Below are 21,156 nucleotides of genomic sequence, written 5' to 3'. Positions count from 1 at the left end.
GCGGCGTATGGCCATGCGTTGCGTGCTCGCCTGCGTGGCGGCCTGCGCGCCGTGGCTCGCGGCCCCGCCCGCGCTTGCCCAGCCGCAGGGCTATCCCGCCAAGCCGGTGCGGATCGTGGTGCCGTTTGCTGCCGGCGGCCCGGCCGATGTGCTCGGCCGGGCGGTTGGCGAGGGCATCGCCAAGGCCACTGGCCAGAGCGTGCTGGTCGACAACAAGGCCGGCGCGGCGGGCACCATCGGCGTCGACATGGTGGCCAAGGCCGCGCCTGACGGCTATACCCTGGCCGTCGTACCGGTGGGCAATATTGCGGTGAACCCCACGCTGATGCCTAATCTCCCGTACAAGCCGGCAGACCTGGCGCCGGTGGCAATGCTGGCCACCGCCGAAAACGTGCTGGTGGTCAATGCGGCAACGCCGGCCCGGTCGCTGGCGGACCTGCGCAAGCTGGCCACGCAGAAACCGGGCGAGCTGAGCTTCGCGTCGCCCGGCGCGGGCAGCCAGGCCCACCTGGCGGGCGAGTTGCTGCAGCTCGATGCCCATATCAAGCTGAACCACGTCCCGTACAAGGGCATCAGTCCGGCGATGACCGATGTGGTCGGCGGCCAGGTGACGATGATGTTCGCGCCGCTTTCCGTGGCGTTGCCGTATATCCGGGCCGGCAAGCTGCACGCGCTGGGGGTTGCCAGCGCCAGACGTTCGGCGATCCTGCCCGAGGTGCCGACCATTGCCGAACAGGGATTCCCGAAGTTCGAGGCGGTTTCCTGGTACGCGTTGATGGCGCCGGCCGGTACGCCCGCGGAAATCGTGCGCAAGCTCAGCCAGCATGTCGATGCCGTGCTGGCCGACGCCGAGCTCAAGGAAAGACTGGCCACGCTGGGCATGGCGGCGGCCGGCGGCACGCCGCAGCAGCTTGCCGCTGCCATCCAGAAGGAAAGCACGCGCTGGGCCGGCGTGATTCGCCAGCGGAACATCACGATCGATTGAGGGTTGAAGGCGAGGTAGCGCTACTAGCCGGCGCACATATCAAAACAAAACGGGGAGCCGAAGCTCCCCGTTTTTTAATCGCTACAGGTCTTCTTCAACCCAGCAGCAGCGCGTCGTCGTCCAGCTGCTCGTGGCGGGTCTGCTCGAACATCTTCAGCAGGTCCGGCACATCCAGCCCCTTGCGCTTGTCGCCGGACACGTCCAGCACCACCTGGCCCTGGTGCAGCATCACCGTGCGCTGGCCGTAGTCCAGTGCCTGGCGCATGCTGTGCGTCACCATCATCGTGGTCAGCTTGCTTTCCTCGACGATGCGCGCGGTCAGCTCCAGCACGAAGGCGGCGGTCTTCGGGTCCAGCGCGGCGGTGTGCTCGTCCAGCAGCAGGATGCGCGACGGCTGCAGCGAAGCCATCAGCAGGCTCACCGCCTGGCGCTGGCCGCCGGAGAGCAGGCCGATGCGGTCGGTCAGGCGGTTTTCCAGGCCCAGGTTGAGCAGGCGCAGCTTCTCGCGGAACAGCTCGCGCGAGGTGCGGTTCAGCGCCGGGCGGAAGCCGCGGCGGCTGCCGCGGGCCATGGCCAGGGCCATGTTCTCCTCGATCGTCAGCGCCTCGCAGGTGCCGGCCATCGGGTCCTGGAACACGCGGGCCACCAGGTGGGCGCGGTCCCATGCGGGCTGGCGCGTGACGTCGGTGTCATCGATGGTGATGCGGCCCGAGTCGACCATCTGGTCGCCGCTGATCGCATTCAGGAAGGTCGACTTGCCGGCGCCGTTGGAGCCGATCACGGCCACGAACTGGCCGCTCGGGATCTCCAGGCTGAGGCCGCGCAGGGCGCGGGTCTCGATCGGGGTGCCCGGGTTGAAGGTGAGTTTCAGGTCTTGTGCGCGCAGCATCTCAGGCACCTCCGTTCTTGCGGGCGAACAGCTTCTTGCGGGTTGCCGGCAGCACCAGCGCGATCGTCACCAGCGCTGCGGTCACCAGGTTCAGGTCCTGCGCCTTGAGGCCGATGAAGTCGCTGTTCAGTGCCAGTGCGATGAAGAAGCGGTACAGGATGGCGCCCAGCACCACGGCCAGCGTGGTCCAGATCAGGCGGCGTGCCGGCAGGATGGTTTCGCCGATGATTACCGCGGCCAGGCCGATCACGATGGTGCCGATGCCCATGGAGATATCGGAGCCGCCCTGGGTCTGCGCGAACAGCGCGCCGGCCAGTGCCACCAGCGCATTGGACAGCGCCATGCCGGCCAGCGTGGCGCGGCCGGTAGGGATGCCCTGCGAGCGGGCCATGCGCGGGTTGGCGCCGGTGGCGCGCATCGCCAGGCCCAGCTGCGAGCTGAAGAACCAGTCCAGGCCGACCTTGGCCACCACCACCACCACGAGCAGCACCAGCGGGCGCAGCACGTAGTCAGGCAGCCATTCGGGCTGCAGGATGGTGAACAGCGTGGGCTCGGTGATCAGCGGCACATTGGGGCGGCCCATGATGCGCAGGTTGATCGAGTACAGCGCGATCATCATCAGGATACTGGCGAGCAGATCCATGATCTTCAGGCGCACATTGAGCCAGCCGGTGATGAAGCCTGCCAGCGCGCCGGCAGCGATCGCCACGGCAGTGGCCATGAACGGGTCCTGGCCGGCGGCGATCAGCGTCGCGGCGACGGCGCCGCCGAGCGGAAAGCTGCCATCAACGGTCAGGTCGGGAAAGTTGAGGATGCGGAAGGAGATCAGCACCCCGAGCGCCACCAGGCTGAAGATCAGGCCGATCTCCAGGGCGCCCAGAAGGGAAAAGAGGGACATGGGGGAATCCTGTTGCAGGGGCTGGCGGCTGCCTTGGCGCCGCCTTCGGGGCGGGTGGGCCGGCACGCCCGTGTGGGGCTGCCGGCTGCCTCGCCCTGTTCTGTCCCGTCGGGCCGGATAGGCCCGACGGGCACCCGCCGTCTTGCGGCGGCAGGGGGCAGTGCTTGGCTGTTGCTTACTTGATGACCGTCTTGGCTTCCTTGACCAGCTCCGGCGACAGCGTGACGCCTTGCTTGGCGGCGGCGCCCGTGTTGACGAACAGTTCCAGGTTGTCGCTGGTCTGCGAGGCGATCGCGCCCGGCTTCTCGCCCTTCAGGATGCGCACCACGACCTTGCCGGTCTGGTGGCCCAGGTCGCCGTAATTGATGCCCAGCGCGGCCACGGCGCCACGCTTGACGCTGTCGGTATCGGCGGCAACCAGCGGGATCTTGGATTCGTTGGCGACCTTGACCAGGGACTCATACGCCGACACCACGTTGTTGTCGGTGTTGGTGTAGATCACGTCGACCTTGCCGATCAGGCTCTTGGCGGCCGGGCCGATGTCAACGGTACGCGGCGCGGCGGCTTCCTTGAGCGTCAGGCCGTCCTTGGCCAGCAGCTCCTTCAGTTCCTTGACCACGACCACCGAGTTGGCTTCGCCCGGGTTGTAGACCATGCCCACGGTCTTGGCCTTGGGCACCACGCGCTTGATCAGCGCGACCTGCTTGTCCAGCGGCAGCTTGTCCGACACGCCGGTAACGTTGGTGCCCGAGGCCGACCAGCTCTTGACCAGCTGCGCGGCGACCGGATCGGTCACGCCCGAGTACACCACCGGCACGCTCTTGGTGGCGGCAACCACGGCCTGGGCCGACGGGGTGGCGATGGCAACGATGGCGTTCGGGTTGTCGCCGACGAACTTGCGGGCGATCTGCGCTGCGGTGCCGGTGTTGCCCTGGGCGCTCTGGTATTCCCACTTCAGGCTCTTGTCGGCGTCATAGCCGGCGGCCTTCAGTTCGGCGCGCACGCCGTCGCGGATGGCGTCCAGCGCGGGGTGGTCGACGATCGACAGCACCTTGACGGTCTGGGCCTGCACGGCGCCGCCATACAGCAAGGCCAGCGCCACGGCGCCGCCCAGGATCGACTTGGTTGCTGCGAGACCCTTGATGGATTTCATTATCTGTTCTCCCCCGAAACTCGGTTCTGGATTGGATACGGCCGCGGATGGTTCGGTCCGCTGTCCTGGCCCGTGCGCATGCTGGCGCACAGTGCCGGTCCGGGCGGGCGCGGCGGCTTCCTGCGGCTGGAGGGAGCGTGCGCGGGCGCGTCGGATGCGACAGCGATAAGCCTGCGAGGATACCACTTCCCGCGCACGAAATGGACAGTCATCATGCGGAAGTGGGGCATCGGATGCTGCCAGACGCCCGCTATCCGCCATCGAGGCGCATTTTATTGCGCGGGATTCATATTTTGCCTGTGGATTACCCTGATTGCGGCGGCGACATCTTCATGCAATTGCGCGATCCGGGTGTCGAGGCTCTCCTCGAAGTCCCGACTGTCGCCGGCATGAGGAAAGCGATGCGGCACGCGCCACATATTGGCGCTCGAAGCGGGGATCTTGAATTCACGTTTCGAAAAGATTCATGTCTTCCGATCGATATCCGGAATTTCAGATCAGCTAGCATTCATCCACCGCGGCAGCGCCGGGACGACACAGCGCTGGATGCGCGAGCGATGGTATGCATTGTCCTCCGTGATGGCATCAAAACCTGTGAGGTTCGCTATGTATCGTGTCTTGAGTATTGCCGTGCTGGGGGTCTCGCTTGCGGCGTGCAGCAGCCTGGCGCCGACGGCTTCGGCTCCGGTCACCCAGTCCGCGTCCGTCCAGCCCGCGGCTTCAGCTGAACCGGCGGCTGCCAGCAAGCCGGCAGCCAATGCCGTGGACCCGGCGGTGATCCAGGCCCTGAACAAGATGGGCACCTACCTGTCGACGCTGAAGCGTTTCAGCGTCGATATCGACCTGGACGGCGAGCGTGTCCTGGCCGATGGCCAGAAGCTGCAGCATACGGCGACCGCCAGGATCGACATCGACCGGCCCAACAAGATGCGGGCGCAGATGCGAAGCGCGCGCGCGCAACGTGACCTGATCTACGACGGCAAGACCGTTACGCTTTACCAGCCGGCGCAAAAGTACTACGCCTCAGCCGGCGTAACGGAAAACCTTGGTGATCTGATCGTTCATCTGCGCCAGCGCTTCGGGATCGAGGTGCCGATCGGCGATCTGTTCCTGTGGGGAACGCCCGCGGCACCGGTGGGCAACATCACCTCGGCCATGTATGCGGGCAGCGACTACATCGATGGCACGCTCTGCGATCACTATGCCTTGCGCCAGGGGGCGGTCGACTGGCAGATCTGGATCGCAAGCGGCAACCGTCCGGTGCCGCGCAAGGTGGTGATGACCAACCGGGCTGACGAGGCACGTCCGCAGTCGGTGACCTGGCTGGACTGGAAGCTGAAGCCGGCTTTCAAGGATTCCGTCTTTCACTTCACGCCGCCACAGGGCGCCCGTGAGGCCAAGTTTGTTCCGCTCAAGACCCAGTGAAGGAGAGACACATGAAACGAGTCGAAAAGTCCCTCCTCGCGGTCCTGGGGGCAGTCGTGCTTGCCACCTATGCCTGGGTACCGCAGGCTGAAGCGCGTGGCGGCGGCCACGCCGTGGGGCGCGGCGGTGGCGGCGCACCGGTCGGCAACGTGCGGGCCGACGCGCGCACCAACAATGTCCGCAGCGCCAGCGTGAACAGTGTCAATGCCAACCGGAACGTCAACATCAATACGAACCGGAACGTCAACGTCAATGTCGACACGCATGGCGGATGCTGCGGCGGCTGGGACAACGATTACCATCCGGTCGCCACCGCTGCCGCCGTTACCGCAACGGTGGCTGTGACCGCGGCTGTAGTGGGTTCGGTCGTGCGCTCGGTCCCGCCAAGCTGCGTCCCGGTCAGCTATGGCGGCATGGTGTACCAGCAGTGCGGCAGCACCTGGTATCAGCCGCAGGGAACCCAGTACGTTGTGGTGAACGCTCCGTACTGACGCGGCCGGCTGCTATGGGTTGAGCCGCGCCAGTCCTGCCTGACGATGCCGGCTCAGCCGCGCAGCGCTGCGGCGCACTCGCGCACCAGCGCCGGGCCGCGGTAGATCAGGCCGCTGTAGACCTGCACCAGCTTCGCGCCGGCGTCGATCTTGGCGCGCGCATCGGCGCCGCCGAAGATGCCGCCCACGCCGATGATCGGTACCGCGTCGCCGACCACGCCGTGCAGCGCGCGCACCACCCGGGTCGAGGCCTCGAACACCGGGCGGCCGGATAGGCCTCCGGCTTCCTCTGCATGCGGCAGGCCCTTGACCGCCTCGCGCGAGATGGTGGTGTTGGTGGCGATCACGCCGTCGATCTTGTGCCGCACCAGCGCGTCGCCGATATTGCCGATCTGGTCGGCATCCAGGTCCGGCGCGATCTTCAGCGCCAGCGGCACGTAGCGCTTGTGCTGGTCGGCCAGGCGCTGCTGCGCGTCCTTCAGCGTCGACAGCAGGCTGTCCAGCTCGCTCGCGCCTTGCAGCTGGCGCAGGTTCTTGGTGTTGGGCGACGAGATATTGACCGTCACGTAGCTGGCGTGCGGGTAGACGCGTTCCAGGCAGTAGAGGTAGTCATCGTTGGCGCGCTCGATCGGCGTATCGGCGTTCTTGCCGATGTTCAGCCCCAGCACGCCGCCCTCGGCCTTCCAGCGCGAGGCCCGCACATTGGCGACAAAGGCATCGACGCCGCCGTTGTTGAAGCCCATGCGGTTGATCAGCGCATCCGCTTGCGGCAGCCGGAACATGCGCGGGCGCGGGTTGCCCGCTTGCGCGCGCGGCGTGACCGTGCCCACCTCGATAAAGCCGAAGCCGAACGCGGCCAGCCCGTCGATATAGGCGCCGTCCTTGTCCAGCCCCGCGGCCAGGCCGACCGGGTTGGGGAAACGCACCCCCATGACCGTGCGCGGGTCGTCGGCAATCCTGTTGCCGATGCAGCCCGCCAGGCCCATGCGATGGGCGCGCAGCAGGTTGTTCAGCGTGAAATGGTGGGCGTCCTCGGCATCCATCGAGAACAGGGCGGGGCGAAACAGGGGGTAGAGCGCGTTGAGCACGGGGGGGCAGGGCAGAGTGAATACCAGGCCCGCATTGTAGCGGCTGGGCCGCATACCCGGTCAGTGCGCGGCCGGATGCCGCGACCCGGCTATTCCCGGGTGGATGCAGGCGCGGGGCTGCCCGCATCCCCGGCTTCGTCCTCGAACGCATGCCAGTGGTTGCCGGTCAGCACCTGCAGCGGCCGGAAGCGTGCCTTGTAGGCCATCTTGCGGCTGTCGGCGATCCAGTAGCCCAGGTAGAGGTGCGGCAGGCCCAGCTCGCGCGTCTGGCGGATCTGCCACAGGATGTTGTAGGTGCCATAGCTGGCGTTGCGTTCGAGCGGATCGTAGAAGGTGTAGACCGACGACAGCCCGTCGTCGAGCACGTCGATCATGCTGACCATGCGCAGGCGCCCGGCCTCGGGCGAGCCCGGCGGTTCGCGGAATTCCACCAGGCGCGAGTTGACGCGGCTCTGCAGCAGGAACTGTTCGTACTGGTCGCGGCTGTCCTGGTCCATGCCGCCGCCGGCGTGGCGCATCGACTGGTACAGCAGGTACAGCGAATAATGCTCTTCGACATAGGTTAGCGGCGCCACCAGTGCCTGCAGGTGCTGGTGGCGGCTCCAGGCGCGGCGCTGCGAGCGGTCCGGCACGAACTGGTCCACCACCACGCGGCATGGCGTGCAGGCGTGGCATTCGTCGCAATACGGTCGGTAGGTGAAGATGCCGCTGCGGCGAAAACCGGCGCGCACCAGGCGTGAATAGACGTCGGCATTGATCAGGTGCGCCGGGGTGGCGACCTGGGAGCGTGCCATGCGGCCGTCGAGATAGCTGCAAGCGTAGGGCGCCGTGGCATAGAACTGCAGCGCGGAGAGCGGAAGTTCCTTCAGCTTGCTCATGACTCAGGGGGCTCCGGGCGGGACGATGCGGCCGGACGCGCAGTCAGCGGGGCGTCCCGTGCCAGGTTTCAGCCGGCCGGCGCGGCTGGCGTCCCGGCCCAGCGCTCCAGCACCGATTTGTCGAACCGCCACGGACTGATCGCCGGCAGCGCCGTCGCCGCCCGCACATGGGCCACGAACTCTGCGCGGGGGATCGGGCGCGCACCCAGCGAGGCCAGGTGGTCGGTTTCCTGCTGGCAGTCTATCATCGCCACGCCGTGATTGCCGAGGAACGCGCACAGCGCCGCCAGCGCGATCTTTGAGGCATCGGTGCGGTGCGCGAACATCGATTCGCCGAAGAACATCCGGCCCAGCGCCACCCCATACAGGCCGCCCACGCGTTCGCCGCGGTACCAGCTTTCCACCGAATGGGCCATGCCGTTGCGGTGCAGCGTACCGTACGCGGCAATGATGTCGTCGGTGATCCAGGTGCCGTCCTGGCCGTCGCGCGGGGTGGTCGCGCAGGCGCGCATCACCGCCAGGAAGTCGTCGTCGACGCGGATCTCCCAGTCAGCGTCGCGCAGCACGCGGCGCAGGGTCTTGCGCAGGTTGAGCGAGACGCGCAGCGCCGGCGGGGGCAGCACCATGCGCGGATCGGTGCTCCACCACAGCACCGGCTGGCCGCTCGAATACCACGGGAAGATGCCCTGGCGGTACGCCAGCAGCAGCCGCTGGGGCGACAGGTCGCGGCTGGCCGCCAGCAGGCCGGGGGCTTCGGAATCGGGCCCGAGCGCCTCGTCAACCGGCGGAAACGGGTCTTGCGGGTCCAGCCAGGCAATCATGCGGGCTGCGCCGTAGGGCGATGCGCGGCGGCCGCGCCGCTCAGGGCGTGACCGTGGCCCGGCTGGTCAGCGGGCGCATGGGCTTGTCGATATCCAGGCTGTGCAGCCGGAAGCTGCCGTCCTGCAGCCGGCCGGCGGCGCGGTCGGCAAAGAAGCAGCGCAGGGTGTGGATCACGGTGGGGAACGCCAGTTCATCCCAGGGCACATCGGCCTCTTCGACCAGCTTGACCTCCAGGCTTTCCTCGCCGGGGGCGATATCCAGGTCGTCCAGCGTGGCCAGGTAGAAAAGATGCACCTGGTGCACATGCGGCACGTTCAGGATCGAGAACAGTTCTCCGACCTGCACGCGCGCGCCGGCTTCTTCCAGCGTCTCGCGCGAAGCAGCCTGCGCGGTGGTTTCGCCAATCTCCATGAAGCCCGCAGGCAGGGTCCAGAAACCGTAGCGTGGCTCGATGGCGCGCTTGCACAGCAGTATCTTGTCCTCCCACACCGGGATCGTGCCGACGACGTTGCGGGGATTGACGTAGTGGATGGTGCCGCAGTTGTCGCAAACACTGCGCGGGCGGTTGTCGCCGTCAGGCACGCGCAACACGACCGCATGACCACAGTTCGAGCAGAATTTCATGAGGGGCGTCCGGGAGGAATGGCGAAAGTGTATCACCCTCGGGGATGGGGCCGGCAGGGGTCAGGGTCTCTGGGTCGCTCGACTGTGGACACTCATGCATTTCGTTGCAGATCCCCAGGACCCTTGTTATGAAGATTCCATATGTGATTTAAGGCAACCCGTAAGGACAGCACTTGCATCGCGCGATAAAAATGTGTGATTTGCGTTCCACTGGAAAGGAGCGGCATTGTCACGGCAGACCAAGAACCGCCGACCTTGCGGGTACGTCCTCCACACAGCACCAGATATCCATGAGCGGGAGGAGGCGTAATGCCGGATATTCGCTATGCACTCCGGAATGGGGACAAGACGAGCCCCAACGGCGTGCTTATCGGGACCGGGCAGAGCTTCTTTCATCATGGCGTGACAGTAGGCGTCGAGGGGGATTATGCGACTTGTCCTGCCTGTAAAGCTGGGGGGCGGTGATGAACGATTGCTATCCCGCCTTCGATATTCACGGTAAGCAATTGCTTGTGAGCGGAGTCCGAGTCTATTGCAAATGTGAGACGAAGCCTTTCGTCTTGCCGTCGCAAATGGATTTCAGAATTGAAGTTGCACGGACGAGTATGGCATCCGTTTCGCCGGCACAACATATGTTGCTGCGCAAGCGAATGTAGATTCACCTGAGATTGTTGAGCAATACTTTGAAATTACCGATGAAGACGGGCAGCCAGTCGAAGGTTATCGCTACGATCTGTTTGTTGATGAACAACAGGTGGCTCGAAACCGGAATATATTAAACGGACGTACCATCGCTGTCGCGGGAAAGCACGATCTTCGGCTCGTTATGTGGCTGGACAAGACTGGGCAGGAGTGTGCATGCCAGAAAGGCTTGATGCCGAAACCCGCTTGCTGGCGGCCATTGCATATGGTGAGTCTTCAACGGCGGATGTATTCGAGGAGATGGCGGCTATCGCAAACGTAATGGTTCGTCAAAGCAAAGCTCGGGGGTACAGTACTATTTCTGGCTTTACTGCCAAGGAAAAATCTTTTTCGTTTGTGGTGACGGATGGCAATAAGCGATACAAGAAGCTGTATACAGCTAAGGAGGGGGAAATCGAAAAATCGCCGCCGATGTCCGATGCTGTGAAGGCCGCAAGGAATGCGTTGTCAGGTGGGGTGGATTATTCAAATGGCGCATATTTTTGGGATGGTGCGGATATAAAGTCGAATTACAAGAATCATTTCAAGGTTGGGCGAGGGATAAAGTTCACTGACTCGTCGCATAATATTTATGGAATTAAGGAGTCGCGGAAAGTGGTGAAGAAGGAGAAAACAACAAAGACGAAGGTAAATGGAAGGATCGAGGTCAAGAAGGAGGAGATCTGGCGCTACGATCATATCTGCGAGTCGACGGCAGCGTATGGCGGAACGATATTCTGGAGGCAAGCTCCGGACTACTTGAAATATACCCACTCAAAGGAGTATCTATGAAGAGGACGCTGGTATTTTTTGCTGGCGTGGTGTTGTCATCAGTTGCGGCGGCGCAAGTGCCGGAGTCAGTTGTGAATAGTTGCGTTCTGCTGCAGGGCGTAGATGCATCGACGACGTACCAGGAGCTCGGGGGCGACGGGATACTTATCGAGGATGACATGCCGGGTTATGTGATGCTCGTCTATCGACGCAATGGCGTTGATTTTGGATATGCATCGAGCAAGAAGAATTCGGGGACCTTTTGATAGTCGGACGGCAAAGAGCGTCCATCCTCGGTGCAAAGCGCGCAGGCACAGAGCGGCCGGAGAGATTCGAGCCCGCTCAAGCACTTTACGGGTTCGTTCAGCGGAAGGCTCGGAAGTATTTTTGCGTGGCGTCCACCTTTGAGGGGGTGGGGCGCAGCGGTTCATTTCAAAATGTACGGGCCGCGTATATCGCAGAGTTGACCGGCTCGCATGCTGCGCCGAGGATCAGGGCGCTCTACTATGCCGTGCGGGATATTCGGAAGATCAAAGCTGATGGCAGGGCCGTGCCCACAATGCCGTAGGCACCGCACACCAGGGCCGCCCGCTTCTCGGAGGAGAAGGCGCCGGAACGCGAAGCCTCGCTTCCTGCATGTGACAGAAAACAAAAAACCCGCCGGAGGCGGGTTTTATCTGCTTGGACGGTACCGCTGATACGCATCATGCGGTTGGTTGCGGGGGCAGGACTTGAACCTGCGACCTTCGGGTTATGAGCCCGACGAGCTGCCAACTGCTCCACCCCGCGTCCGTCGAAGAAAAGATTATATGGCATCTGGTTGCGCAATGCAACACCTGTTTAAAAATACCTTCCAGCGGTGCGCATTGCCGCCTGCCATAACGATTAGATCGCCGGCACGGGGCAGAGGTTCAGCCCTTGCCAGTGCTATCGGTTGTGCGCTGCCACAGCGCGGCCTCGAACTCGAAGCTGTCGCGTTGCTGCAGGTCGTCGCGCTGCCAGATCACGCGGTCGCGGCGCACCGTCAGCATCCAGGTGGTGGTGGCCAGCGGCGCCGGGTGTGAGAACGCGCGCGGGGTCAGCACCGCGCCGCAGGGGCCATGCCGGGGATCGCGCACGGAGGTGTAGCGGATCATGCCAAGGCCGGCCTCGCGCGCGATGCGGCCGAAGGCCTGGCAGGGCTCGTGGTGGTCGGGGTCGGTCCAGGTGGCGTGGTCCTGGTCGAACGGCGGTGTGTCCAGTGCCACGCCCCAGGTGTCGACGCGCACTTCGAACAGCGTCTGCGCGCGGGCGTCGATGCGCGGCAGCGCGGGGCTGTCGTTGAGGAAGCGCCAGCGCCAGTAGCCGAGTTCGGCGCAGGCGGTGCGGATCTCGTTGGCGCCGTAGAACACGCCCGGATCCTGGCTGGCGCGAAAGCGCGAGCCCCAGGGCGAGGGCGGATAGCGGAACGGGGTGAACAGCAGGTAGTGCAGGTGGCGTGCCTCGGCGGGCACTGCTGGTTTGCCGGCGTCGAGCACGGCTTCCAGCACAGCCTGTTCTTCCAGGCTGTCGACCAGCGGCATGGTGGATACGACGTGCTGGGCCTCCACCGCCCGCCACAGCGTGAGCGCGAACTGCCTGCGCTCAGATGCGACCGCGGGTGGCGTCCAGGTAGTGAACGACACGGACCAGACCTTCCGTTGTGCGGATCATTTCAAGGGGCTTGCCGCCCAGCGCCAGGTTTTCATTGGTCAGCCACAGCCGGGCCTGGTCGCCGTGGCCCAGGATGGCATCGAGCGATCGGAACAGGCGCACGAACAGAACACCGAATTCCCACTCCTTGCGGTGCGCATCGAGCACATAGCCGCCAGATGCCATGCGCGATACCGATGCCGTGCTGATGCCCAGCACGCTTGCCACCACCGCCTGGCTGATGCCGAGGAAGCCGGCGGCGCGCATCACCGCCTTGGTCAGCGTGGTGCCGGGGTCGGGGCCGCCGGCGGGATCGGTTTCCGGAATCCGCCTGGATTGCATCGCCATCACTCCTGTTTCTTCAGAAATATTATAGGCGATGCATTTCAGAAGGGAAGCGATTGCTGAAAAGCCAGCAAACTACGGCGGCGTCAGTAGGTCTCGATATGGAGCCGGCCCTCCGCTTTCATTGCGGCCTCGATCTCCGGCCACGCGTGCCCGGCGCCGGCGCACACCACTTCGAATGCCTCGAGCACGCCTGCCTCCATGCCCTTCAGTCCGCAGATATAGACATGGCCGTTGGGATCGGCCAGCAGCGCGGCGGCGCTGTCCGCGGCATCGCGGATCGCGTCCTGCACGTAGCGGCGCGGCGCGGCGGGATCGCGCGAGAAGGCGAAATGGATGTCGAGGAAGTCCTTGGGCAGCTTCAGCAGAGGGCCGAAGTAGGGCAGTTCGTTGGCGTTGCGCGCACCGAAGAACAGCTGCCGGCGCCCGCCGAAGTGCGCCATGTTGCGGCGCATGCGCTCGGTCATGGCGCGCATCGGGGCTGAGCCCGTGCCGGTGCAGATCATCATGATGCTGGCCTCGGCATGGTTGGGCATCAGGAAGGTCGATCCGAACGGCCCCACCACCTGTACGCTGTCGCCCTTGGCCAGGTCGCACAGGTAGTTGGACGCGACGCCCCGCACCGGCTTGCCGTCGTGGTCCTGGTCGACCCGTTTGACGGTCAGCGCCAGGTTGTTGTAGCCCGGGCGCTCGCCGTCGCGTGGGCTGGCCACCGAGTACAAGCGGATGTAGTGCGGCTTGCCCGACGCATCCGTGCCGGGCGGCACGATGCCGATCGACTGGCCTTCCAGGATCGGGAAGAAGTGCGTGCCGAAATCCAGCACGATATGGTGGATGTCGCTGGATGCGTCCTCGGCGGTCAGCCGGTAGTTGCCGGCCACGGTCGCCGTGACCGGCGCGCGCGCGCCATGCAGGTTCACATAGGGATGGGCCGCCGACCACGGCGCACGCGGCGAGGTGTGGCGGCTGGTTTCCACGGACTGGATGGCGGCGTCGGGCGCGGCGCCGGTTGCGGTGCCGCCGCTGAGGGTTGCCTGCGGCGCGTCACCCAGGTCGGCCAGTTCCGGCAGCGGCACTTCGGCCGGCAACTCGTCCCACAGCAGTTGCGCCTCGATCGGGTAGGCCTGGCCGCGCAGCATGGTGCGCCAGTTGTCGATGGCGCCGGTCGGGCAGGGCGACAGGCAGGCGTTGCAGCCGTTGCACACGTCCGCCCTGACCACGTAGTTGCGGTCGTCGTGGGTGATGGCATCGATCGGGCAGGTGTCCTCGCAGGTATTGCAGCGGATGCAGATTTCCGGATCGATCAGGTGCTGCTTGATGATGTCGGGGGCGCCCATGGCGTGTCTCCGGTGGCTCCTGGCCTGTCCTTGTGGTTCTGGTTCAGTTGAAACGGACGTACTCGAAATCCATTGGCTGGCGGTTGATGCCCACCGCAGGCGGCGCGATCCAGTTGGCGTACTTGCCCGGCTCCACCACGCGGCCCATCAGCGAGGCAACAAAGGCGCGGTCTTCATCGGTGGCCAGCCACTTGCGTTCGTTGGCCTTCCATTCGGCTTCGGAAATCAGCTGGCCCTCGGGCGAGACGTGCACATTGGCCAGCGTGCCGATCTTGCGGTTGAAGGCCTTGTGCGGCACGGTCAGGCGGAACGCGATGCCGGCCTTTTCGATGACCTTGTTCCAGCGCGCCACGCCGCCCATGCTGTCCTTGATGTAGTCGTCGCGCAGCACTTCATTAAGCGCATTGAGCATCGGCACCTCGCGCTCGCCCAGGTGGCCGTCGCGCACTTCCAGCACGCGGTAGACATCGCTCTTGAGCAGGTGGTCGTCGGCGCGCTTGCCTTCCTCGAAGCGGCCCTTCAGGCCGGCGCTGTAGAAGGTGGCGGCGTTGGACGACTGGTCGGCGCCGAACAGGTCGATGGTGACGCTGTAGTGGAAGTTCAGGTAGCGCTGGATGGTCTCCAGGTCGATCACCCCCGCGGCGCGCACTTCGGCTGGGTCTTCGATGCCGCGTTCGCGCATCACCTCGCAGGTGCGCTGGAGCACGCGCGACACGCCGGATTCACCCACGAACATATGGTGCGCTTCCTCGGTCAGCATGAAGCGCGTGGTGCGCGCCAGCGGATCGAAGCCGGACTCGGCCAGCGCGCACAGCTGGAACTTGCCGTCGCGGTCGGTGAAGTAGGTGAACATGAAGAACGCCAGCCAGTCCGGCGTGCGCTCGTTGAAGGCGCCGAGGATGCGCGGGTTGTCCTGGTCGCCGGAGCGGCGCTCCAGCAGCGCCTCGGCTTCCTCGCGGCCGTCGCGGCCGAAATAGCGGTGCAGCAGGTACACCATCGCCCACAGGTGGCGGCCTTCCTCCACATTGACCTGGAACAGGTTGCGCAGGTCGTACAGGCTCGGCGCGGTCAGGCCCAGGTGGCGCTGCTGCTCGACCGAAGCAGGCTCGGTGTCGCCCTGCGTCACGATGATGCGGCGCAGGTTGGCGCGGTGCTCGCCCGGCACGTCTTGCCAGGCGGCTTCGCCCTTGTGCTCGCCAAAGTGGATCCTGCGCTCGGGGTCGGCCGGCTGCAGGAAGATGCCCCAGCGGTAGTCCGGCATCTTGACGTGGTCGAAGTGCGCCCAGCCCGATGGATCGACCGACACCGCGGTGCGCAGGTAGACATCGAAGTTGTGCGAGCCGTCCGGCCCCATGTCGCGCCACCAGTCGAGGAACGCCGGTTGCCAGTGTTCCAGCGCGCGCTGCAGCGCGCGGTCGTCGGACAGGTTGACGTTGTTGGGGATCTTCTGGCTGTAGTCGATGCTCACGTGCTGTCTCCTTGTTGTCTGGCGGGGGGCGGGGGCTATACCCGGTCCCAGTCGAAGCGTGCCTTGTTGCCGCTGCCGAAGACCTTCAGCGCGCCGTTCTCGCCGACGGCGTTGGGGCGCTGGAAGATCCAGTTCTGCCATACGGTCAGGCGGCCGAAGATGCGCGTTTCCATGGTCTCGGCGCCGCCGAAGCGCAGGTTGGCTTCCATCCCGGTCAGTGCATCCGGCGACAGGCTGGCGCGTTCTTCCAGGGCGATGCGGATTTCGTCCTCCCAGTCGATATCGTCGGGCGCGGCGGTGATCAGCCCGAGCGAGTCGGCGCTGAGCGCATCCAGCGGCGCGCCGATGTGCTCGCGCACCGCGGTGAGCGCGGCCTCGTCGCCATAGAAGCGCGCCGCCAGCCGGGTTTGCCCATTGGGCATGGGGTAGTGGCCGAAGTTGAGCGCGGAGGCGAACACGCGCGGCGCGTCGTCTGGGGCGTCGGGCAGGTGCAGCATGTAGCTGCGGTCGGCGGCCAGCGCCAGTTCCAGCAGCGTGCCGGCAAAGCAGGAATCGGCTTCGATCAGCGCGATCAGGCTGCGCGACGACACATCCAGCCGCGCCAGCGTGCGGCGCAGCATGCCGATGGTCTCGCGCACGAACCAGTGGCCGGCATGCGCCTGCAGCAGCGCATCGGCGGCCAGCACCGCGGCCGCGTCGCCATCGGTCTTGAGCACCCAGATGCCGATATCCAGATGGTTGGCGCGCAGCGTCAGGATGGCGTCGTCGAGCTCGCGCGCCATCTTCAGCGGCCACCATTGCGCGCCGGCCGCGACCACCCCGGCGAGATCCGCGGGCTGGTGCTTGTCGGGCCCGAATACGGTCAGCGTGGCCTTGCGCGCCGCGGCATCGACATGCACGCGCACGGTCTCGTAGCGGTAGCCGTCGGGCTCGATGGTGCGCGACAGTGGTGTCAGCGTGATGCCGTGGTGGCCCTGTGGCCGGTCGCTGGTGGCCGCCAGCGCCGCCGCGCGCTCGGCGATATGCTCGGCAAAGCGCGCCGGCTTGACCACTTCGTCAACCAGCTTCCAGTCCTTGGCACGCTGGCCGCGCACGCCTTCCGTGGTGGTGCAGAAGATGTCCGCGTGGTCGCGGCGCACGTGGCGCTTGTCGGTCACGCGGGTCAGGCCGCCGGTGCCGGGCAGCACGCCCAGCAGCGGCACCTCGGGCAGGCTTACCGCGGACGAGCGGTCGTCGACCAGCACGATCTCGTCGCACGCCAGCGCCAGTTCATAGCCGCCGCCGGCGGTGGTGCCGTTGCAGGCGGCAATGAACTTCAGCCCCGAGTGCCGGCTGGCATCCTCGATGGCATTGCGGGTCTCGTTGGTGAACTTGCAGAAGTTGACCTTCCACGCATGCGACGACAGCCCCAGCATGAAGATATTGGCGCCCGAGCAGAAGATGCGGTCGCGCGCGCTGGTCAGCACCACGGTGCGCACTTCGGGATGCTCGAAGCGGATGCGCTGCAGCGCGTCGTGCAGTTCGATATCGACGCCGAGGTCGTAGGAATTGAGCTTCAGCGCGTAGCCGGGGCGCAACCCTCCTTCCTCGTCGACGTCCATCGCCAGGGTGGCGACGGGGCCGTCGAAACTCAGTTTCCAGTGGCGGTACTGGTCGGGATGACGCTCGAAGGTGATGGGTGCGTCTGACGGGGCTGACTGGTCAGGGCGCAGTGGGGCGGTTGCCGGCGCGGACATGGCTGTCTCCTGAATGCACTATAGTGCCTTGCGGCTTTTGATGAAATATAGTGCATGGAGGCGGCCGGCGCAATGTCTTTGTCACCCGCGCGGCCGGCGGCGTAGTCAGGCGCCGGCCGCCTGGAGCTGGGCGCGCAACTGCTGCAGCGAGGCGGCGGCGTCCTGGCCACTGGTGTCGATCGAGATATCGGCGCGGTCATAGAGCGGCGCGCGAGCCTGCAGGATGCGGCGCAGGTCGGCCATAGCCTCGCGGTTGCCTTCCATCGGCCGCATGTCGCCCTGGGCTACCACGCGCGCCATGTGCTCCTCCGGCGAGGTGCGCACCCAGATGGTATAGCACTGCGACAGCAGCAGGTTGAAGGTGGCCGGTTCAGAGACCAGGCTGCCCGGCGTGGCCAGCACCAGGCGGTCGTGCTCGCGCAGGGTGCGCTCCAGTGCGCGCATTTCGTAGCGGCGGTAGGCCGCCTGGCCGTAGAGCGAATGGATTTCCGACAGGCTGGCGCCGGCTTCCTGCTCGATCACGGTGTTCAGTTCGACAAAGGGCACGTCCCTGGCCGCTGCCAGCGCGCGGCCCAGGGTCGATTTGCCGGCGCCGCGCAGGCCGATCAGCGCGATGCGGCGGTGTCGCGCATCGCCGGACTCTGCCGGGGCCAGTGCATGGCGGCAGGCTTCACGCACGCGCGCCAGCTCGCCCGCGGGCAACTGCGCCAGCCATTGCACCATCTGCGCAAATTCGGTGGCCTGCTCGCCGTTCAGGCCGTCCACTTCGGCCAGCACCACCGGCAGCGGCACGTCGAGCGCGCGCGCCACCTGGCGCAGCAGCAGCACCGACGCATTGCCGGTGCCGGTTTCCAGGTTGGCCAGGTAGCGCTCGGACACGCCGGCGCCGCGCGCCAGGTCCTTGCGCGACATGCCGCGCGAGGCCCGCAGCGAACGGATGCGCTCGCCCAGCAGCGTCAGGTAGGGGTCGCGCTCGGCGTTGGCGGCTGCGGCGGGCGCATCCCCGGCGGGGCGCGTGTCGGCTTCGGTCTCGTTGGCGGGCAGCGGGGCGGGATCGCGGCGCATGGTGGTGGTTTCGGGTTGGCCGGCAGAAAAAGCAAGGGCGCATTATACGAGCAGCCTTGGTGCGCCAAGTGGCGCGGCAGGCAGTCGCTTCGATAAAGTCTGTCCTATAGTGCATCCCCTCGCTTGCATAATAGTTGATATGAAATAAAATGCATCAACAAGCGGATGCCGGCATGCACGTTGGCGGACATCGGCAAGCAGAACAGCGACTGGACTGACGCTGGCGCGGCGCCCATGGCCCGCGGCGCGACACCAAGGAGTGGAGACAATGACGCCCCCCAATACCGCCGCCGGCATGCCAGCGGCAGCATCGCCCGTGCCGCCGGCTGTTCCACCCGCTACCGATGCCGTGGCGGCACTGCCCACCTGCTACAACGCCGCCGAGGACCTGCTGTCGCGCAATCTCGAGGCCGGGCGCGGGGCCAGGACAGCCTACATCGACGACACCGCCTCGCTGACTTATGCCGAGCTCGATGCCCGTGCCCGCCGCTTTGCCGGCGCGCTGCGCGACGCGGGCTTGCGCCAGGAAGAGCGGCTGCTGCTGTGCGCGCTCGATACCATTGATTTCCCCACGGTATTTCTCGGCTGCCTGCTGGCGGGTGTGGTGCCGGTGGCGGTCAATACCCTGCTGACCGCGGACGATTACGCCTACATGCTTGGCCACAGCGGCGCGCGCGCCGTGGTGGTGTCGGAGCCGCTGCTGCCGGTGATGAAGGCCGCCATCGACAAGAGCGGGCTGGCGCCGATGGTGATCCAGGCGGCGCCGCATGCCGACGGCGCGCCGGCATGCAGCGTGGGCGCGATGCTGGCGCGCACGCGTTCTCCCGCGCAGGCCGTGCGCAGCGGCCCGGACGACATGGCGTTCTGGCTGTATTCGTCGGGCTCGACCGGACGGCCCAAGGGCACCGTGCACACACATGGCAACCTGTTCCATACGGCTGACCTGTATGCGCGCCAGGTGCTGGGCATCCGGGAGGACGACGTGGTGTTCTCGGCCGCCAAGCTGTTCTTTGCCTATGGGCTGGGCAATGCGCTGACTTTTCCGATGTCGGTCGGGGCCACTACCGTGCTGATGTCCGAGCGGCCCACGCCGGCAGCCGTGTTCAGGCGGCTGCGCGAGCAGCGGCCCACAGTGTTCTGCGGCGTGCCCACGCTGTTTGCGGGCATGCTGGCGGCGCCTGAGCTGCCGCCGCGCGCCGAGGTGGCGTTGCGTGTATGCACCTCCGCCGGCGAGGCCCTGCCGCGCGATATCGGCGAACGCTTCCTAGCGCATTTTGGCTGCGACATCCTGGATGGCATCGGCTCCACCGAGATGCTGCATATCTTCCTGTCGAACCGGCCGGGCGAGGTGCGCTACGGCACCACCGGCAAGCCCGTGCCTGGCTACGCGCTGAAGCTGCTGGACGAGCGCGGCGAGCCGTGCGCGCCCGGCGAGATCGGCGACCTCTATATCAAGGGCCCCAGTGCCGCGCTGATGTACTGGTGCAACCGCGACAAGAGCCGCGATACCTTCGTCGGGGAATGGACGCGCAGCGGCGACAAGTACCTGTGCGATGCCGATGGCTACTACACCTATGCCGGCCGCAGCGACGACATGCTCAAGGTCGGCGGCATCTACGTGTCGCCGTTCGAGGTCGAGGCCGCGCTGGCGCAGCACCCGGCCGTGCTGGAGGCGGCGGTGATCGGCGTCACCGATGCCGACGAACTGGTCAAGCCCAAGGCCTTTGTCGTGCTGCGGCCCGGCCAGCAATGGCATGACGGCATGGCGGCGGAACTGCAGGCCTTTATCAAGTCGCGCCTCGCGCCATACAAGTACCCGCGCCAGATCGAATGCGTGCCCGAACTGCCCAAGACCGCGACCGGCAAGATCCAGCGCTTCCGCCTGCGCCAGCGCGAGCAGGCTGCGCGGGAGGCGGCGCAATGAAGCGCCCGCAGCTTCTGGACATTCCTTCTGAACCGATGCAAGACAACAACGTGCCCATGCAAAGCAGCCTGGTGGAAATCCCCTTCGACAAGCGCCGTATCCGGATCGAGTACCAGTGGCTGCGGCCTGAACGCGCGCAGCGCCCGCTGGTGGTGTTCCTGCATGAGGGGCTGGGCTCGGTCAGCATGTGGCGCGATTTCCCGCGCGATTTTTGCGAGGCCGGCGACTATCGCGGCCTGGTGTTCTCGCGCTACGGCTACGGAGGTTCGACGCCGCGGCCGCACGACGAAAAATGGCGTCCCGACTTCATGCATCGCCAGGCACGCGAGGCGCTGCCCGCTTTGTTCGACGCACTCGACATCGGTCCCGGCCGCACGCACGGCATGCCCTGGCTGCTGGGCCACAGCGACGGCGGCTCGATCGCGCTGATCCACGCCGCCAGCTTTCCGCAGGCGGTTGCCGGCATCACCGTGCTGGCGCCGCATATCGTGGTGGAAGACCTGTCGGTGCGCAGCATCGCGGGCACGCGCCAGGCTTACCTGGAAACCGACCTGCGCCAGCGGCTGGCGCGCCATCATGACGACGTCGATTCGGCCTTCTGGGGCTGGAACGATATCTGGCTCGACCCCGGATTCCGCCAGTGGGACCTGCGTCCGCTCCTGTCCGGGCTGCGCTGCCCCGTGCTGGCGGTGCAGGGCGAGGACGACGAATACGGCACCATGGCGCAGATCGAGGGTATCCATCGATATGCCCCCCAGACCACCTTGCTTAAACTCGCGCGATGTGGACATTCGCCACATCGCGACCAAAAAGATCCGTTGACGCTGGCCGCGGTTCGGCATATAAACGCATATACTTCAAACCTAAAATAATTCGGCTTCCCGCCTGTTGCGAAGGGTCCTCAC

The 21,156-nt window shown here is 65.8% G+C and carries 21 protein-coding genes and 1 tRNA gene; 8 read left to right on the top strand and 14 right to left on the bottom strand.

The annotated features are described in order from the left end of the window. The first annotated feature begins 7 nt into the window (after positions 1 to 7). Positions 8 to 985, top strand: a complete 978-nt coding sequence (locus tag AC3WLE_RS21730; RefSeq protein WP_492357011.1) for a Bug family tripartite tricarboxylate transporter substrate binding protein — start codon at positions 8 to 10, stop codon at positions 983 to 985. A 94-nt stretch (positions 986 to 1,079) separates the two neighbouring features. Here AC3WLE_RS21730 and AC3WLE_RS21725 read toward each other — a convergent pair whose 3' ends face one another. The 3 genes from AC3WLE_RS21725 to AC3WLE_RS21715 form a co-directional block, all read right to left on the bottom strand. After that, positions 1,080 to 1,874, bottom strand: coding sequence for an ABC transporter ATP-binding protein (locus AC3WLE_RS21725; RefSeq protein WP_011615050.1), 795 nt, complete (start codon positions 1,872 to 1,874; stop codon positions 1,080 to 1,082). Between the two features lies 1 nt (position 1,875). Beyond that, positions 1,876 to 2,772: an ABC transporter permease gene (locus tag AC3WLE_RS21720; protein WP_011615051.1), complete on the bottom strand. Its 897-nt coding sequence runs from the start codon at positions 2,770 to 2,772 to the stop codon at positions 1,876 to 1,878. A gap of 175 nt (positions 2,773 to 2,947) precedes the next feature. Continuing rightward, the gene (locus AC3WLE_RS21715) at positions 2,948 to 3,925 is read right to left on the bottom strand and encodes an ABC transporter substrate-binding protein (protein WP_035815710.1); all 978 of its coding nucleotides are present in this window, start codon (positions 3,923 to 3,925) and stop codon (positions 2,948 to 2,950) included. 441 nt (positions 3,926 to 4,366) lie between these two features. Here AC3WLE_RS21715 and AC3WLE_RS21710 point away from each other — a divergent pair, with 441 nt between their 5' ends. Both AC3WLE_RS21710 and AC3WLE_RS21705 read left to right on the top strand, forming a co-directional pair. Further along, on the top strand, positions 4,367 to 5,350 hold the full coding sequence (locus AC3WLE_RS21710) for a DUF2092 domain-containing protein (protein WP_492320530.1): 984 nt from the start codon (positions 4,367 to 4,369) through the stop codon (positions 5,348 to 5,350). Positions 5,351 to 5,361: 11 nt separating this feature from the next. After that, complete coding sequence (locus AC3WLE_RS21705; RefSeq protein WP_492320531.1) at positions 5,362 to 5,841, top strand: hypothetical protein; 480 nt, start codon at positions 5,362 to 5,364, stop codon at positions 5,839 to 5,841. Positions 5,842 to 5,894: 53 nt separating this feature from the next. Here AC3WLE_RS21705 and AC3WLE_RS21700 read toward each other — a convergent pair whose 3' ends face one another. The 4 genes from AC3WLE_RS21700 to AC3WLE_RS21685 all read right to left on the bottom strand — a co-directional run bounded on the left by AC3WLE_RS21700 (position 5,895) and on the right by AC3WLE_RS21685 (position 9,253). Beyond that, positions 5,895 to 6,929, bottom strand: coding sequence for a quinone-dependent dihydroorotate dehydrogenase (locus tag AC3WLE_RS21700; RefSeq protein ID WP_492357440.1), 1,035 nt, complete (start codon positions 6,927 to 6,929; stop codon positions 5,895 to 5,897). Between the two features lie 89 nt (positions 6,930 to 7,018). Continuing rightward, a complete protein-coding gene (locus AC3WLE_RS21695) occupies positions 7,019 to 7,807 on the bottom strand; it encodes an arginyltransferase (protein WP_492320533.1) in 789 nt (262 codons plus the stop codon). A gap of 68 nt (positions 7,808 to 7,875) precedes the next feature. Continuing rightward, positions 7,876 to 8,628 (bottom strand): leucyl/phenylalanyl-tRNA--protein transferase, encoded by a 753-nt coding sequence (gene aat, locus AC3WLE_RS21690; RefSeq protein WP_492320534.1) that lies wholly within the window; start codon positions 8,626 to 8,628, stop codon positions 7,876 to 7,878. Positions 8,629 to 8,668: 40 nt separating this feature from the next. Beyond that, positions 8,669 to 9,253: an NUDIX hydrolase gene (locus AC3WLE_RS21685; protein WP_011615057.1), complete on the bottom strand. Its 585-nt coding sequence runs from the start codon at positions 9,251 to 9,253 to the stop codon at positions 8,669 to 8,671. Between the two features lie 309 nt (positions 9,254 to 9,562). Here AC3WLE_RS21685 and AC3WLE_RS21680 point away from each other — a divergent pair, with 309 nt between their 5' ends. From AC3WLE_RS21680 to AC3WLE_RS21670, 3 genes are all read left to right on the top strand, one after another. Continuing rightward, complete coding sequence (locus AC3WLE_RS21680; RefSeq protein ID WP_492320535.1) at positions 9,563 to 9,718, top strand: PAAR domain-containing protein; 156 nt, start codon at positions 9,563 to 9,565, stop codon at positions 9,716 to 9,718. A 393-nt stretch (positions 9,719 to 10,111) separates the two neighbouring features. After that, the gene (locus AC3WLE_RS21675; RefSeq protein WP_492357441.1) at positions 10,112 to 10,726 is read left to right on the top strand and encodes a hypothetical protein; all 615 of its coding nucleotides are present in this window, start codon (positions 10,112 to 10,114) and stop codon (positions 10,724 to 10,726) included. Continuing rightward, positions 10,723 to 10,971 carry a hypothetical protein gene (locus AC3WLE_RS21670; protein ID WP_492357442.1) on the top strand — a complete coding sequence of 83 codons (249 nt, stop codon included), beginning with the start codon at positions 10,723 to 10,725 and terminating at the stop codon, positions 10,969 to 10,971. Before AC3WLE_RS21675 ends, AC3WLE_RS21670 begins: the two co-directional genes overlap by 4 nt. A 447-nt stretch (positions 10,972 to 11,418) precedes the next feature. On the opposite strand, the gene AC3WLE_RS21665 is transcribed toward AC3WLE_RS21670, so the two are convergent. The 7 genes from AC3WLE_RS21665 to AC3WLE_RS21635 all read right to left on the bottom strand — a co-directional run bounded on the left by AC3WLE_RS21665 (position 11,419) and on the right by AC3WLE_RS21635 (position 18,327). After that, positions 11,419 to 11,494: transfer RNA gene (locus AC3WLE_RS21665), tRNA-Met, on the bottom strand. A 122-nt stretch (positions 11,495 to 11,616) separates the two neighbouring features. Continuing rightward, entirely contained in the window at positions 11,617 to 12,369 is a 753-nt protein-coding gene (locus AC3WLE_RS21660; RefSeq protein WP_492320538.1) for an RES family NAD+ phosphorylase, read from the bottom strand. Then, positions 12,329 to 12,718 carry an MbcA/ParS/Xre antitoxin family protein gene (locus tag AC3WLE_RS21655; protein WP_035815700.1) on the bottom strand — a complete coding sequence of 130 codons (390 nt, stop codon included), beginning with the start codon at positions 12,716 to 12,718 and terminating at the stop codon, positions 12,329 to 12,331. Before AC3WLE_RS21655 ends, AC3WLE_RS21660 begins: the two co-directional genes overlap by 41 nt. Positions 12,719 to 12,807: 89 nt before the next feature. Next, positions 12,808 to 14,058 carry a benzoyl-CoA 2,3-epoxidase subunit BoxA gene (gene boxA / locus AC3WLE_RS21650; protein ID WP_492353121.1) on the bottom strand — a complete coding sequence of 417 codons (1,251 nt, stop codon included), beginning with the start codon at positions 14,056 to 14,058 and terminating at the stop codon, positions 12,808 to 12,810. Positions 14,059 to 14,101: 43 nt separating this feature from the next. Then, positions 14,102 to 15,526: a benzoyl-CoA 2,3-epoxidase subunit BoxB gene (boxB, locus tag AC3WLE_RS21645; RefSeq protein WP_492320541.1), complete on the bottom strand. Its 1,425-nt coding sequence runs from the start codon at positions 15,524 to 15,526 to the stop codon at positions 14,102 to 14,104. A gap of 35 nt (positions 15,527 to 15,561) precedes the next feature. Beyond that, a complete protein-coding gene (boxC, locus tag AC3WLE_RS21640) occupies positions 15,562 to 17,262 on the bottom strand; it encodes a 2,3-epoxybenzoyl-CoA dihydrolase (RefSeq protein WP_492357443.1) in 1,701 nt (566 codons plus the stop codon). A 105-nt stretch (positions 17,263 to 17,367) separates the two neighbouring features. After that, on the bottom strand, positions 17,368 to 18,327 hold the full coding sequence (locus AC3WLE_RS21635) for a helix-turn-helix transcriptional regulator (protein ID WP_492320543.1): 960 nt from the start codon (positions 18,325 to 18,327) through the stop codon (positions 17,368 to 17,370). Between the two features lie 268 nt (positions 18,328 to 18,595). On the opposite strand from AC3WLE_RS21635, the gene AC3WLE_RS21630 reads away from it, so the two are divergent. Together AC3WLE_RS21630 and AC3WLE_RS21625 are read left to right on the top strand one after the other, a co-directional pair. After that, entirely contained in the window at positions 18,596 to 20,251 is a 1,656-nt protein-coding gene (locus AC3WLE_RS21630; RefSeq protein ID WP_492320544.1) for a benzoate-CoA ligase family protein, read from the top strand. A gap of 35 nt (positions 20,252 to 20,286) precedes the next feature. Next, complete coding sequence (locus tag AC3WLE_RS21625) at positions 20,287 to 21,123, top strand: alpha/beta fold hydrolase (RefSeq protein WP_492353119.1); 837 nt, start codon at positions 20,287 to 20,289, stop codon at positions 21,121 to 21,123. The last annotated feature ends 33 nt before the right edge of the window (positions 21,124 to 21,156 follow it).

Source organism: Cupriavidus sp. FW306-1B-F12B, assembly GCF_058781795.1.
This window is presented reverse-complemented; position numbering and strand designations above follow the sequence as displayed.